This window comes from Serratia sp. NGAS9 (assembly GCF_009905295.1).
In the GTDB taxonomy this organism is placed as follows: Bacteria; Pseudomonadota; Gammaproteobacteria; order Enterobacterales; family Enterobacteriaceae; genus Serratia; species Serratia bockelmannii.
Genome location: NZ_CP047605.1, coordinates 4,993,441 through 5,006,744 on the forward strand (window position 1 = coordinate 4,993,441; position 13,304 = coordinate 5,006,744).

Below are 13,304 nucleotides of genomic sequence, written 5' to 3' on the forward strand. Positions count from 1 at the left end.
CTGAATTTTTATGCGAAAGGGCGCAGCATGCTGCGCCCTTGCAGAGTCACGCCAATCGGTTATTTATTCTTTTTCTCGTTCAACGCGCGGATGCGTGAAGACAGAGAGAACAGGCGGATAAAGCCGCCCGCGTGGCTGTGATCGTAAACTTCGTCTTCGCCGAAGGTGGCGAACTCTTCGGAGTACAGGCTGTTGGCGGATTTTTTCTGGGTCGCCGTCACCTGGCCTTTGTACAGCTGCAGCACCACGTCACCGTTCACCTCTTCAGCCAATGCTTCGGCAGAGGCCTGCAGCGAGCGGCGCAGCGGCGCGAACCAACGGCCGTCGTACACCACATAGGACATCTCCAGGCCCAGCTGCTCGCGCCATTTGAAGCTGTCGCGATCCAGCACCAGCTGCTCGACGGCGCGCAGCGCCGCCACCATGATGGTGCCCCCTGGGGTTTCATAACAGCCGCGGGATTTGATGCCCACCAGGCGGTTTTCCACGATGTCGATCCGGCCGACGCCGTGTTTGGCGCCCAGCGCGTTCAAGGTTTCCAGGCACTGGTACGGCGACAGCGCTTTCCCGTTAACCGCCACGACGCGGCCTTTCTCAACGGTGACGGTCACCTGCTCAGGCTGATCCGGCGCTTCCTGCGGATCGACGGTCCATACCCAACAATCTTTGTTCGGCGCATTCCACGGGCTTTCCAGCACGCCGCCTTCGGTGGAGATGTGCCAGGCGTTCTCATCGCGGCTGTAGATTTTCTCCAGCGACGCGGTGGTCGGGATGTTGCGCTCTTTCAGGTAATCCAGCAGCGCTTCACGGGAACGCAGGTTCCACTCGCGCCACGGCGCCACCACTTTCAGCTGCGGCGCCAGCGCGGTGTAGGTGGTCTCGAAACGCACCTGGTCGTTGCCTTTGCCGGTCGCGCCGTGGCACAGCGCATCGGCGCCCACTTTCAACGCCAGCTCGACCTGCGCCTTGGCGATGATCGGCCGCGCCATCGAGGTACCCAGCAGGTAGCTGCCCTCGTACAGGGCGCCGGTCTGTAGCACCGGATAAACGTAATCGCGGATAAATTCTTCACGCAGATCGACCACGTGACATTCAGAGGCACCGGACTGCAGGGCTTTTTGCTCCACGCCTTCCAGATCGCTGCGCTCCTGGCCGATGTCCGCCACGAACGCCACCACTTCACAGCCGCCGTAGTTCTCTTTCAGCCATGGAATGATGGCCGAGGTATCCAGGCCGCCGGAGTACGCCAGAACGATTTTTTTGATGCCTTGGTTTTGCATGATCTATTCCTTTCTAATTCTAAAATTAAGCGAGGATCCGGGTGCCAATCGACACGCCGTTAAACAAAGCAGGAAGCTGATCGGCATGGCGCCAGCTGGCGATATCCACCGGGCGGCCGAGGGTGCGGGCGGCGTCGAGCGCCGCATTCACCTTCACCACCATACCATCGGTGATGATGCCTTGCGCGATCAGTTGTTCCGCTTTTTGCGCCGTCATTTCCGCAATGCGTTGCCCCTTGCCGTCGAGGATGCCGCTGACGTCCGACAGCAGGATCAGGTCCGCCCCCAGCGTCGCCGCCAGCGCCGTCGCCGCCTGATCGGCGTTCACGTTCATTAACTGCCCTTCGGCGGTGATGCCGATGGAGCTGATAACCGGCAGGTAGCCGGCGCCCAGCAGGGTATTGAGCAGCGCGGGCGAACCGGGCTGCGCGTTGCCGACGTGGCCCAATGCCGGATCGAGCGGGGTCACGACCGCGCTGCCGCCGTCCGCCAGGCTCAGGCCGACGGCGTTGATTTGATGTTTAATCGCCCACGCCAGCAGCGTTTTGTTGGCGGTGCCGGCCAGCGCGCCGGTGATGATGTCGATCTGATCGGCCGGCGTAACCCGCAGTCCGTTCTTTTTCACCACCGGCAAAGCGAGCTGCTTCATCAGTTCGTCCACCACGCAGCCGCCGCCGTGCACGATCACCAGCGGACGCTGATGCTGCTGGCGGTAGCTGTCCAGCGCGGTAAACAGACGCTCCAGCGCTTCTTCACTGTCTAATAACACGCCACCTAACTTGATAATTAACGGGTTCATTGCTGTTTACTCACGCTGGTTTAAAGGAGTGACTGGGTTTCCGGGAAGCCGAAACGGATATTCAGGCATTGCACCGCCTGCGCCGCCGCGCCTTTCAGCAGGTTGTCTTCCACCGCGACGGCGATCAGATGCTCGCCCTGCACCGCAAAACCGATATCGCAGAACGGCAACCCCACCACCGCTTTCAGCGCCGGCACGCCCTGGTCGTACAACCGCACCAGCGGCTTGTCGTCATAGGCGGCATGATAGGCGGCCGCGACGTCCTGCGCGGTCACGCCGGCTTTCAGGCGGCAGGTGATGGTTTCAAGGATGCCGCGCGGGAAGTTGCCCAGGTGCGGCGTAAAGATAACCGGCACGCCCAGGTGCGCGGCGATCTCCGGCTGGTGCCGGTGAGTGAAAATACCGTACGGCTGCAGGCTCACTTCGCAGAAGCTGGTGGTCATGCTGGCCTTGCGACCGGCGCCGCTAACGCCGCTGGTGGCGTTGATCACCGGCCACTGATCCAGATTCAGCAACTGTTTTTCGATCAGCGGTTTCAGCGCCAGCTGCGCCGCCGTCGGGTAACAGCCCGGCACCGCGATCAGCTGCGCCTGTTTGATCTTGTCGCTCTGCCACTCCGCCAGGCCGTACACCGCCTGCTCCAGCAGGGCGCCATGCTGATGCTCGAAACCGTAGTACTGGCTATAAAAACCGGCGTCCTGCACGCGGAAGGCGCCGGACAGATCGAACACCACGCAGCCCGCCGCCAGGAAGGCCGGTGCGATATCGTGGCTGACTTCATGGGCGGTGGCGAGGAACACCACGTCGATGCCCTGCGCCGCCTTGGCAACGTCGGTCAACGGTTGCAGCGGCAGATCGACGATGCCTTTCAACTGGGGATGGAGATCGGAAAGCAACTTTCCTGCATCTGCACTTTGCGCTGAAACCGCTAAAGCGGTTATGTTCATGTGTGGGTGGCGATTCAGGTAAGCCGTGAGCTCCGCTCCGGCGTAACCGCTGGCACCAACGATCAGCGTATTCAACATGTGGCCTTTCACCTTCTAAACTGACGTGCGGTAGCTTGCGATCCAGGTAACAGGGCTAGCCAGCGTTGTTGCGCCGTTCACCCACGGAGCCAGGCGTTGATGCTTTTATAAACATCCGGGTATCGGGTTCCCTTACGCGTCGGCTTACTGTATTTTTATTCAAAATAAATGCATGAATATTGATACTATCCTAACCAAAGGCTGTCAACAGTGAAGATGAAATTACCTCCATTTATTGAGCTGTACCGGGCGTTGATCGCCACTCCGTCAATCAGCGCCACCGATGCCGGCCTCGATCAGAGCAATGAGGCGTTAATCAACTTGCTGGCCGGATGGTTTGCCGACCTGGGCTTTCGCGTCGACGTACAGCCGGTGCCGGAGTCGCGCCACAAATTCAACCTGCTGGCCAGCATCGGCGAAGGCAGCGGTGGCCTGTTGCTGGCCGGCCACACCGATACGGTGCCTTACGACGAAGGCCGCTGGACGCGCGATCCCTTCACCCTGACCGAGCACGACAACAAGCTCTACGGGCTAGGCACCGCCGACATGAAAGGCTTCTTCGCCTTTATTCTGGATGCGGTGCGCGATATCGACGCGAGCAAATTGACCAAGCCGCTGTACATTTTAGCCACCGCAGATGAAGAAACGACGATGGCCGGCGCGCGTTACTTCGCCGCCTCTACCGCCATTCGTCCAGATTTCGCCATCATCGGTGAGCCGACCTCGCTGCAGCCGGTGCGCGCACACAAGGGCCACATGGCCAACGCCATTCGCATCGTCGGCCAGTCCGGCCACTCCAGCGATCCGGCACGCGGCGTCAACGCCATCGATCTGATGCACGAGTCCATCGGCCGCCTGATGGAGCTGCGCAAAACCCTGCAGGAGCGCTACAACAACCCGGCGTTCGCCGTGCCTTATCCCACCATGAACTTCGGCCATATCAGCGGCGGCGACGCGGCCAACCGCATCTGCGCCTGCTGCGAGCTGCACCTGGATATCCGCCCGCTGCCCGGCATGACGCTCGACAACATCAACGAACTGATGCATCAGGCATTGGAGCCGGTGAGCCAACGCTGGCCGGGCCGCCTGACCATCGAAGAGCTGCACGCGTCGGTACCGGGCTACGAATGCCCGACCGACCACCGCATGGTGGCAGTGATCGAGGAACTGCTGGGCACCCGCACGCAGGTAGTCAACTACTGCACCGAAGCGCCGTTCGTTCAGCAGGTCTGCCCGACGTTGGTGCTCGGCCCCGGTTCCATCGATCAGGCCCACCAGCCGGACGAATACATCGACACCGCGTTTATCGAACCGACGCGCAAACTGTTGGGCCAGCTGATCAATCACTTTTGCCAGCAATAAACCAGACATTTAGCAGGGGAAATGCTTTATGCTTCCCCTAACTCAAAATAAGTAGAAGGCAGCGAAATAAGCCACGCTGATAACCCACGCGGCGTAATTAAATTTCAGAAAATGCGCCGATTTTGATGTTTTTTTGCTAAAAATAGTGTCAATTGACGATTGGACAGGAACGCGATGTGATCAGGCAGGCGGTCTGCGCCTGACGCGTGAAATTTATTTACAAGATAAAAATCATACAGAACTGGGTCAGGGGTTATATGAACGAACAATATTCGGCAATGCGCAGTAATGTCAGTATGCTCGGCAAATTGCTCGGCGATACCATCAAAGAAGCGCTGGGCGAGCATATTCTCGATCGCGTTGAGACCATCCGTAAGCTTTCCAAATCCTCACGCGCCGGCAACGAAGCGCATCGCCAGGAGCTGCTCTCCACCCTGCAGAACCTGTCCAACGACGAGCTGCTGCCGGTGGCGCGCGCCTTCAGCCAGTTCCTCAACCTGACCAACGTCGCCGAGCAGTACCACAGCATTTCGCCCAACGGCGAAGCCGCCAGCAATCCGGAAGCGCTGGCTCAACTGTTCAGCCGCCTCAAAGACAAAAAGCTCAGCGACAAAGAGCTGCAGCACGCGGTGTCGCAACTCTCCATCGAGCTGGTGCTGACGGCGCACCCGACGGAGATCACCCGCCGCACCCTGATCCACAAGCTGGTGGAGGTCAACACCTGCCTCAGCCAGCTCGATCACAACGATCTGGCCGACTACGAGCGCAACAAGATCATGCGCCGCCTGCGTCAGCTGGTAGCCCAGTCGTGGCACACCGATGAAATTCGCAAACACCGCCCTTCTCCGATCGACGAAGCCAAATGGGGTTTTGCCGTCGTGGAAAACAGCCTGTGGGAAGGCGTGCCGGCGTTCCTGCGCGAATTCAACGAACAGCTGGAAAACTCCATCGATTACAGCCTGCCGGTAGAAGCGGTGCCGGTGCGCTTCACTTCCTGGATGGGCGGCGATCGCGACGGCAACCCGAACGTCACCGCCGAAATTACCCGCCATGTGCTGCTGCTCAGCCGCTGGAAAGCCTGCGACCTGTTCACCCGCGATATTCAGGTACTGGTCTCCGAGCTGTCGATGACCGAGTGCACCCCGGAGCTGCGCGCCCGCGCCGGCGGTGACGAAGTGCAGGAACCGTACCGCGAAATCATGAAGCAGCTGCGCAGCCAGCTGATGAGCTCCCAGGCCTATCTGGAAGGTCGCCTGAAGGGCGAGCGCGTGCTGAAACCGCACGACCTGCTGGTGAACAACGAGCAGTTGTGGGAGCCGCTGTATGCCTGCTACCAGTCGCTGCAGGCCTGCGGCATGGGCATCATCGCCAATGGTCAACTGCTGGATACCCTGCGCCGCGTGCGCTGCTTCGGCGTGCCGCTGGTGCGTATCGACGTGCGCCAGGAAAGCACCCGCCATACCGAAGCCATCGCCGAGCTGACCCGCTATCTGGGGCTGGGCGATTATGAAAGCTGGTCGGAAGCCGATAAGCAGGCGTTCCTGATCCGCGAACTGAACTCCAAACGCCCGCTGGTGCCGCTGAAATGGCAACCGAGCGCCGATACGCAGGAAGTGCTGGAAACCTGCCGGGTGATCGCCGAAGCGCCGCAGGGTTCGATCGCCGCCTACGTGATTTCGATGGCGCGCACGCCTTCCGACGTGTTGGCGGTGCACCTGCTGCTGAAAGAGGCCGGCTGCCCGTTCGCGCTGCCGGTCGCCCCGCTGTTCGAAACCCTCGACGACCTGAACAACGCCGACGACGTGATGACCCAGTTGCTGAACATCGACTGGTATCGCGGCTTCATCCAGGGCAAACAGATGGTGATGATCGGCTATTCCGACTCGGCGAAAGACGCCGGTGTGATGGCCGCTTCCTGGGCGCAGTACCGCGCGCAGGACGCGCTGATCAAAACCTGTGAAAAGGCTGGCGTAGCGCTGACGCTGTTCCACGGCCGCGGCGGCTCCATCGGCCGCGGCGGCGCACCAGCGCATGCGGCTCTGCTGTCTCAGCCGCCGGGCAGCTTGAAGGGCGGCCTGCGCGTCACCGAACAGGGCGAGATGATCCGCTTCAAGTTCGGCCTGCCGGAAGTCACCATCAGCAGCCTGGCGCTGTATGCCGGCGCGATCCTCGAGGCCAACCTGCTGCCGCCGCCGGAACCGAAGAAAGAATGGCGGGCGCTGATGGACGATCTGTCCGAGACCTCTTGCCGGATGTATCGCGGCTACGTGCGTGAAAACCCGGACTTTGTGCCTTACTTCCGCGCGGCCACGCCGGAGCTGGAGCTGGGCAAACTGCCGCTGGGTTCACGCCCGGCCAAGCGCAAGCCGAACGGCGGCGTAGAGAGCCTGCGCGCCATTCCGTGGATCTTCGCCTGGACGCAGAACCGCCTGATGCTGCCGGCCTGGCTCGGCGCCGGCGCCGGATTGCAGGAAGCGGTGAAAGCCGGCAAACAGGCGGAGCTGGAAGCGATGTGTCGCGACTGGCCGTTCTTCTCCACCCGCATCGCCATGCTGGAAATGGTGTTCGCCAAAGCCGACCTGTGGCTGGCGGAATACTACGATCAGCGCCTGGTGGATAAAGCACTGTGGCCGCTGGGTCAACAGCTGCGCGATCAGCTGGAAAGCGACATCAAGGTGGTGCTGACCATCGCCAACGATGCGCACCTGATGGAAGACCTGCCGTGGATCGCCGAATCCATCGCGCTGCGCAACGTTTACACCGACCCGCTGAACGTCTTGCAGGCCGAATTGCTGCACCGCTCGCGCCAGCAGGAACAGCCGGACGCCCGCGTCGAGCAGGCGCTGATGGTTACCATCGCCGGCGTCGCCGCCGGGATGCGCAACACCGGCTAGTGAGCCTCATCGCGGCCCCGTTTATCGGGGCCGTTTTTTTATGCCTTTCCCCCACAAAAAAAGGGCGCCGCGGTAAAGCGACGCCCTTTTCAATGGAACAAGCCTGTCAGGCGGCGGCCACCGGGCGCACGCCCAGCGTGTGGCAGATCGCGTAGCTCATCTCTGCACGGTTCAGCGTATAGAAGTGGAAATCTTTCACCCCTTCGCGGCTCAGGATCTTCACCATGTCCATGGCGATGTTGGCGCCGACCATTTTGCGGGTCTCCGCATCGTCGTCCAGCCCTTCGAACATGCTGGTCATCCAGCTTGGCACCCGCACGTTGGTCATGGTGGCGAAGCGCTGCAGCTGCTTGAAGTTGGACACCGGCAGAATGCCCGGCACGATTTCCACGTCGATGCCGGCGGCAACGCAGCGGTCGCGAAAGCGCAGATAGCTCTCAACGTCGAAGAAGAACTGGGTAATGGCGCGACTGGCGCCGGCATCGATCTTGCGTTTCAGGTTAATCAAATCGGCCTGGGCGCTTTTCGCCTCCGGGTGCACTTCCGGGTAGGCGGCGACGGAAATGTCGAAGTCACCCACGTCTTTCAGCAACGCCACCAGATCGGTCGCGTACATGTCCGGCTTGCCGCCGCCCGGCGGCAGATCGCCGCGCAGCGCCACGATATGGCGGATGCCGCTGTTCCAGTAATCGGTCGCAATGTCGCGCAGCTGCGCCGGGCTGGCGTCGATGCAGGTCAGGTGCGGCGCCGCCTCCAGGCCGGTGCGCTCCTTGATCCCCTTGATGATGCTGTGGGTGCGATCGCGCTCGCCAGAATTGGCGCCGTAGGTGACGGAAACGAATTTAGGTTTGAGGATGCTCAGACGATCGATCGACTGCCACAGGGTCTCTTCCATCTCGCTGGTGCGTGGCGGGAAGAACTCGAATGATACGTTAATCTGGCCGTTCAACTCCGCCAGACTCTGATTCAGCGCTTCCCGCTGGTTTGCGTGGAAAAAACTCATACCCTGCTCACCTCTTTATCGATCACTGTTTTTATTTCATCTTGATGAGCGTCTATACGTTTAGACGTCTAGATAGAAAATGCCGCATGTTGGCTAAAGAGTCAACAGGAAAATGAGGGGAATAAGATGATTAATCCTCACCCGCTCAACGAGAGAATTTCATGACGGCGGCAGGGATTAGTATGGCAGGAAAAGCAAAGGGGCGCGGTGAGCCCGCGCCCGCAGAGGATTAAAGCAGCTGTGCCAACCGGTTAAGGTCTGACTGGATCGCGCCGGCGGTCACGTCGCGGCCGGCGCCCGGCCCGCGGATCACCAGCGGATTATCGCGATACCAGCGGCTTTCGATGGCAAACACGTTGTCGCACGGCAGCAGCGAGGCCAGAGGATGCTCAGGGCGCACCGCTTCCACGCCGACCCGCGCCTTGCCGTTGGCGTCGAAACGCGCCACGTGACGCAGCACCAGGCCCATTTCGCTGGCGGCCTCAAAGCGCTGCTGCATCTGCTGATTCAGCGCCTCACCGTTCTCGAAGAACTGATCGACGGAGCCCAGCTCGCAGCCCGCCGGCACCAGCGACTCGACCCGCACCTGGTTCGGCTCGATGTCGTAGCCCGCCTCGCGCGCCAGGATCACCAGCTTGCGCATCACGTCCTGGCCGGAGAGATCGACCCGCGGATCCGGTTCGGTCAGCCCCTGCTGCCAGGCCTGATCCACCAGCTCGGTGAACGGCACCGTGCCGTCATACTGCAGGAACAGCCAGGAAAGCGTGCCGGAGAAGATGCCGCTGATCGCCAGAATGCTGTCGCCGCTGTCGCGCAGATCGCGCACCGTGTGGTTGACCGGCAGGCCGGCACCGACGGTAGCGTTATACAGCCAGTGGCGGCCGGTTTTGGCGAAGGCGTCGCGTATTTGGCGATAGCTGTCGCTGCACGAGGCCCCCGCCAACTTGTTGGCGCTGATCACGTGGAAACCGTAGCTGGCGAAATCCAGATACTGCCCGGCCAGCTCTTCGCTGGCGGTCACGTCGAGCACCACCAAATCGTCGAACGGGTGCGCGCGCATCCACAGGAACAGCGATTCTTCATCCAGCTCCTGCGCTTCGTCCTCAAAGAATGCCAGCGCGCGGCTGGCGTCCAGCCCGTCATAGTTCAGCAGGCTGCGGCGGCTGTCCACCACCCCCGCCAGGATAAATTCGAAGCCGCTGCGCGCGGAGATATTGGTCTGCTCACGAGCGAACAGCTCCAGCCAGCGCGACCCGATATTGCCCTTGCCGAACAGCACCAGACCGATGCGCTTCTCGGCGCGGAACAGGCTTTGGTGCAGCCCCTGGATCAGCAGCGCGGTCGGCCCCTGGCGCAATACCGCCACCAGGCTGATGCCATCTTCCGCCTGCCAGATAAACTCGACCGGCTGATCTTTCAGCTGCTGATAGAAACGGTGGCTGTGCAGCGGGTTCTTGCACACCCCGGCGCCGACCATCGCCACCAGCGCCAACCCTTCGCGCAGGTGCAGCTCGCCTGGCAGCGCCGAGGCCTGCAGGATCGCCAGTGCGCTGTTGACCACCTCGGAGGTGTAGCACAGCTGCACCCGATTGCGGTCAGGATGGATGCCCACCGCCAGCGGTTTGATCTGCGCGCGTTTGAGCACCAGATCCAACTCTTTCTGCGCCAGTTTGAAGTCATGCTGAGCGGCGACGTGCAGCTCAATCAGGCACACGTCATCGTGGCTGGTGACAATCTTGGCGCCGGTGCCGGACGCCAATACGCGCTCGATGCGCGTCGAGCCCTGCTCCGGCTGGTAGCTGCAGCGCAGCTGAAGATCGATATCGCTGCCGGAGACCGGCTGCAGGGTACGGGTGTGCAACACCGGCGCAGCCAGACGCGCCAGCTCGCTGGCTTCGTCCAGGCGCAGCAGCGGCAGCAGGCAGGCGTCTTTCACCTTGCGCGGGTCGGCGCTGTATACCCCGGCCACGTCGCTCCAGATGGTGACGCGCGCAGCGCCGGCCAGCGCGCCGACCTGAGTGGCGGAGTAATCACTGCCATTGCGCCCCAACAGCACGGTTTCCCCGGCGTCGTTGCGCGAAATGAAGCCGGTCACCACCAGGCGCTTGCCCGGATGTTGAGCCAACAATTGCTGCAGCAGCGGATAAGAACGGCCTTCATCCACCTGCGGCTGCGCGGCGCGTTCGGCGCGCAGGAAATCACGCGCATCCAGCCAGGCCGCCTGCATATCCAGGTGGTTGAGCACCGCCGCCATCAGGCGCGCCGACCAGATCTCGCCGTGCCCGACCACTTCGGCATAGCACACCTCGTCAGCTTTACCGTCCAGCAGCACCGCCAGACGTTCCAGATCCTGAATGAACTCGGCGATCAGCGGCTCTGCGCTTTCCGGCGGCAACAGGCCGCTGATAAGATCGCTGTGATAACGACGCAACGTCTGCTGCACCTGGTGCGCAGACAGGCGATCGCTCTGGCTGAGCTTCAGCCAGTTGATCAACTGGTTGGTGGTACTGCCGGCGGCCGATACCACCATCATGTCGCCCGGCTGGCTGTATTCCGCCATAATCCCGGCCACACGCAGATAACACTTCACATCCGCCAGACTGCTGCCGCCAAACTTGTGCAGTTGACGCCCGCTCACCGGCCCTGCTACAGCAATTGCATTCATGCTTACCTCGTTGCCGCCGCCTGGAAAGCGCGTTCCAGATCGGCAATCAAATCTTCACTGTCTTCAATACCCACGGAAATGCGCAGCAGGCTCTCGGAGATGCCGGCCGCTGCCCGCGCCTCCGCCGCCATGCCGGCGTGGGTCATGGTCGCTGCATGCGAGATCAGGCTTTCTACGCCGCCCAGCGATTCTGCCAGAGTAAACAGCTCAAGGGCAGAGAGAAAACGGCGCAGCACCGCTTCATCGCCGTCCAGTTCAAAACTCAGCATCGCGCCGAAACCACGCTGCTGCCGGCGGGCGATCTCATGCCCCGGATTTTCCGGCAGGGAGGGATGATACAGCTTTTTCACCAGCGGTTGCTGCTGTAAATAACCGACAATCGCTTCGGCGTTTTGCTGCGCCGCCTTGATACGCGGCGACAGTGTGCGCATGCCGCGCAGCAGCAGATAACTGTCGAACGCGCCGCCGGTCACACCGATATTGTTCGCCCACCAGGCCAATTCGACCGCCAGCTCGGGATCTTTGGCAATCACCGCGCCGGCCACCACGTCCGAATGCCCATTCAGGTATTTGGTGCAAGAATGGACCACCAGATCGGCACCGAGTTCGATCGGTTGTTGCAGGGCCGGGCTGAGGAAGGTGTTGTCCACCACCGTCAACGCGCCCGCCGCGTGCGCGGCGGCGCAGATCGCCGCGATATCCACCACCCGCAGCAGCGGATTGCTGGGGCTTTCAATCAGCACCAGCTTCGGCTTTTGCGCCAGCGCCTGCTGCAAGGCTTCTTCATTACCCTGATCGACGAACAGCACGCGATAGGCGCCGCGCTTGCTCAGGCTGTCGAACAGCCGATAGCTGCCGCCGTAGCAGTCGTGCGGCGCCACCAGCAGATCGCCGGGCTTCAGGAGCACGGTGGTCACCAGATGGATCGCCGACATCCCGCTGCCGGTCATCACCGCGCCGGCGCCGCCTTCCAGCTCCGCCAACGCACGTTGCACCACGTCGCGCGTCGGGTTGCCGCGGCGCGAGTAGTCATGGGCTCGGGGTTGGTTGAAGTCGGTAAAGTTATAGGTGCTGGACAGATGAATCGGCGGGACGACGCAGCCGTACTGTTCGTCATCGTTCAGGCCGCTGCGTACGGCAATCGTGGCTGGTTTACGCGTCATGGTCTCGCTCGGCTCTCGGTTCGGTGAATGAGGCCTAAAGAGTAATCGCAGGATTGATAGACGTCAATACATCTGGACATCTAAACTTCTTTGCGTATAGATTGAGCAATGACACAATACCCGCTAAAATTATGCCGATATGACATGACGATAAGATGTTAAGCGGCAATGCCTGACCGAAGCGGGGCATTCAGTGACCCTGGTCGCGTAAAATTGACATTTATTTAGTGAGAACAGTGAAGATCGGGCATAATTGGCCGGTTTTTAGAATTTTGTAATTTTTCTGACAAAGTTAAGGTGTCCCATGGCTGAGTGGAACGGCGAGTATGTCAGCCCTTACGCTGAACACGGTAAAAAAAGCGAGCAAGTCAAAAAGATCACGGTATCCATTCCGCTGAAGGTCCTGAAAATCCTCACCGACGAACGGACCCGTCGCCAGGTGAACAACCTGCGCCACGCCACCAACAGCGAACTGCTGTGCGAAGCGTTTCTGCATGCCTTTACCGGCCAGCCGCTGCCGAACGATGAAGACCTGCGCAAAGAGCGCAGCGATGAAATCCCGGAAGCCGCAAAAGTGTTGATGCGCGAACTGGGTGTCGATCCCGATACCTGGGAATATTGAGAACCGCCCGGCGAACGCCGGCGGCAGAAACGAAAAAAGGCGCCCAAGGCGCCTTTTTCATCGGACGATAAGAAATCTTATTTCTTAGCGCCTGGTACGCTGAAACGCTTGTTGAAGCGGTCAACGCGGCCACCGGTAGCAACGTCACGCTGCTTGCCAGTGTAGAACGGGTGGCATGCGCCACAAACGTCCAGGTTCAGATCGTGGCCCACGGTGGAGCGGATCTTCATCACGTTACCGCAAGAGCAGTTAGCAGTAACTTCTTCGTATTTTGGGTGGATACCTTGTTTCATGGGAAACCTCAGTTAAGGCCGTGTCGCTATCCAGCCCTGTTTCGCCAGACACCACACGTGGTTGATAATAGAATTTTGGTATCGAATTATACCAAAGGCGGCAAATTATACAGCATTAGCCGAGGCGCGCAATCGGAACCGTACATTTGCCGATGCGCCGTGTAAACTGATGCCCACTTTTTTTCAATTTGGATGAGA

General features: G+C 60.7%; 10 protein-coding genes. 3 read left to right on the forward strand and 7 right to left on the reverse strand.

Features of this window, described 5'->3' with window-relative positions:
* Positions 1-59 precede the first annotated feature (59 nt).
* From GUC32_RS23660 to argC, 3 genes are read right to left on the reverse strand one after another with little or no spacing between them, the layout of a single operon-like run.
* The gene (locus GUC32_RS23660; protein WP_301481086.1) at positions 60-1,280 is read right to left on the reverse strand and encodes an argininosuccinate synthase; all 1,221 of its coding nucleotides are present in this window, start codon (positions 1,278-1,280) and stop codon (positions 60-62) included.
* A 25-nt stretch (positions 1,281-1,305) separates the two neighbouring features.
* Positions 1,306-2,079, reverse strand: coding sequence for an acetylglutamate kinase (gene argB, locus GUC32_RS23665; protein WP_016929723.1), 774 nt, complete (start codon positions 2,077-2,079; stop codon positions 1,306-1,308).
* A 20-nt stretch (positions 2,080-2,099) separates the two neighbouring features.
* Entirely contained in the window at positions 2,100-3,104 is a 1,005-nt protein-coding gene (argC, locus tag GUC32_RS23670; protein WP_025304655.1) for an N-acetyl-gamma-glutamyl-phosphate reductase, read from the reverse strand.
* 216 nt (positions 3,105-3,320) lie between these two features.
* Here argC and argE point away from each other — a divergent pair, with 216 nt between their 5' ends.
* Together argE and ppc are read left to right on the forward strand one after the other, a co-directional pair.
* The gene (gene argE / locus GUC32_RS23675; RefSeq protein ID WP_038630012.1) at positions 3,321-4,466 is read left to right on the forward strand and encodes an acetylornithine deacetylase; all 1,146 of its coding nucleotides are present in this window, start codon (positions 3,321-3,323) and stop codon (positions 4,464-4,466) included.
* 257 nt (positions 4,467-4,723) lie between these two features.
* Entirely contained in the window at positions 4,724-7,360 is a 2,637-nt protein-coding gene (gene ppc, locus GUC32_RS23680) for a phosphoenolpyruvate carboxylase (protein WP_025304657.1), read from the forward strand.
* A 106-nt stretch (positions 7,361-7,466) separates the two neighbouring features.
* Here ppc and metF read toward each other — a convergent pair whose 3' ends face one another.
* From metF to metB, 3 genes are all read right to left on the reverse strand, one after another.
* Entirely contained in the window at positions 7,467-8,363 is an 897-nt protein-coding gene (metF, locus tag GUC32_RS23685; protein ID WP_004931071.1) for a methylenetetrahydrofolate reductase, read from the reverse strand.
* Positions 8,364-8,592: 229 nt separating this feature from the next.
* Positions 8,593-11,028 (reverse strand): bifunctional aspartate kinase/homoserine dehydrogenase II, encoded by a 2,436-nt coding sequence (locus GUC32_RS23690; RefSeq protein WP_043140969.1) that lies wholly within the window; start codon positions 11,026-11,028, stop codon positions 8,593-8,595.
* A 2-nt stretch (positions 11,029-11,030) separates the two neighbouring features.
* On the reverse strand, positions 11,031-12,191 hold the full coding sequence (metB, locus tag GUC32_RS23695) for a cystathionine gamma-synthase (RefSeq protein WP_060448501.1): 1,161 nt from the start codon (positions 12,189-12,191) through the stop codon (positions 11,031-11,033).
* Positions 12,192-12,495: 304 nt separating this feature from the next.
* Here metB and metJ point away from each other — a divergent pair, with 304 nt between their 5' ends.
* A complete protein-coding gene (gene metJ / locus GUC32_RS23700) occupies positions 12,496-12,813 on the forward strand; it encodes a met regulon transcriptional regulator MetJ (protein WP_006317756.1) in 318 nt (105 codons plus the stop codon).
* A 77-nt stretch (positions 12,814-12,890) separates the two neighbouring features.
* On the opposite strand, the gene rpmE is transcribed toward metJ, so the two are convergent.
* Positions 12,891-13,106: a 50S ribosomal protein L31 gene (rpmE, locus tag GUC32_RS23705; protein WP_004931078.1), complete on the reverse strand. Its 216-nt coding sequence runs from the start codon at positions 13,104-13,106 to the stop codon at positions 12,891-12,893.
* Between the last annotated feature and the right edge of the window lie 198 nt (positions 13,107-13,304).

What these genes read in the sequence shown, in the direction of transcription:
- GUC32_RS23660 (WP_301481086.1), bottom strand. Translation starts at nt 1,280, where the DNA reads ATGCAAAACCAAGGCATCAAAAAAATCGTTCTGGCGTACTCCGGCGGC.
- GUC32_RS23690 (WP_043140969.1), bottom strand. Translation starts at nt 11,028, where the DNA reads ATGAATGCAATTGCTGTAGCAGGGCCGGTGAGCGGGCGTCAACTGCAC.
- metF (WP_004931071.1), bottom strand. Translation starts at nt 8,363, where the DNA reads ATGAGTTTTTTCCACGCAAACCAGCGGGAAGCGCTGAATCAGAGTCTG.
- argB (WP_016929723.1), bottom strand. Translation starts at nt 2,079, where the DNA reads ATGAACCCGTTAATTATCAAGTTAGGTGGCGTGTTATTAGACAGTGAA.
- argC (WP_025304655.1), bottom strand. Translation starts at nt 3,104, where the DNA reads ATGTTGAATACGCTGATCGTTGGTGCCAGCGGTTACGCCGGAGCGGAG.
- rpmE (WP_004931078.1), bottom strand. Translation starts at nt 13,106, where the DNA reads ATGAAACAAGGTATCCACCCAAAATACGAAGAAGTTACTGCTAACTGC.
- metJ (WP_006317756.1), top strand. Translation starts at nt 12,496, where the DNA reads ATGGCTGAGTGGAACGGCGAGTATGTCAGCCCTTACGCTGAACACGGT.
- argE (WP_038630012.1), top strand. Translation starts at nt 3,321, where the DNA reads ATGAAATTACCTCCATTTATTGAGCTGTACCGGGCGTTGATCGCCACT.
- metB (WP_060448501.1), bottom strand. Translation starts at nt 12,191, where the DNA reads ATGACGCGTAAACCAGCCACGATTGCCGTACGCAGCGGCCTGAACGAT.
- ppc (WP_025304657.1), top strand. Translation starts at nt 4,724, where the DNA reads ATGAACGAACAATATTCGGCAATGCGCAGTAATGTCAGTATGCTCGGC.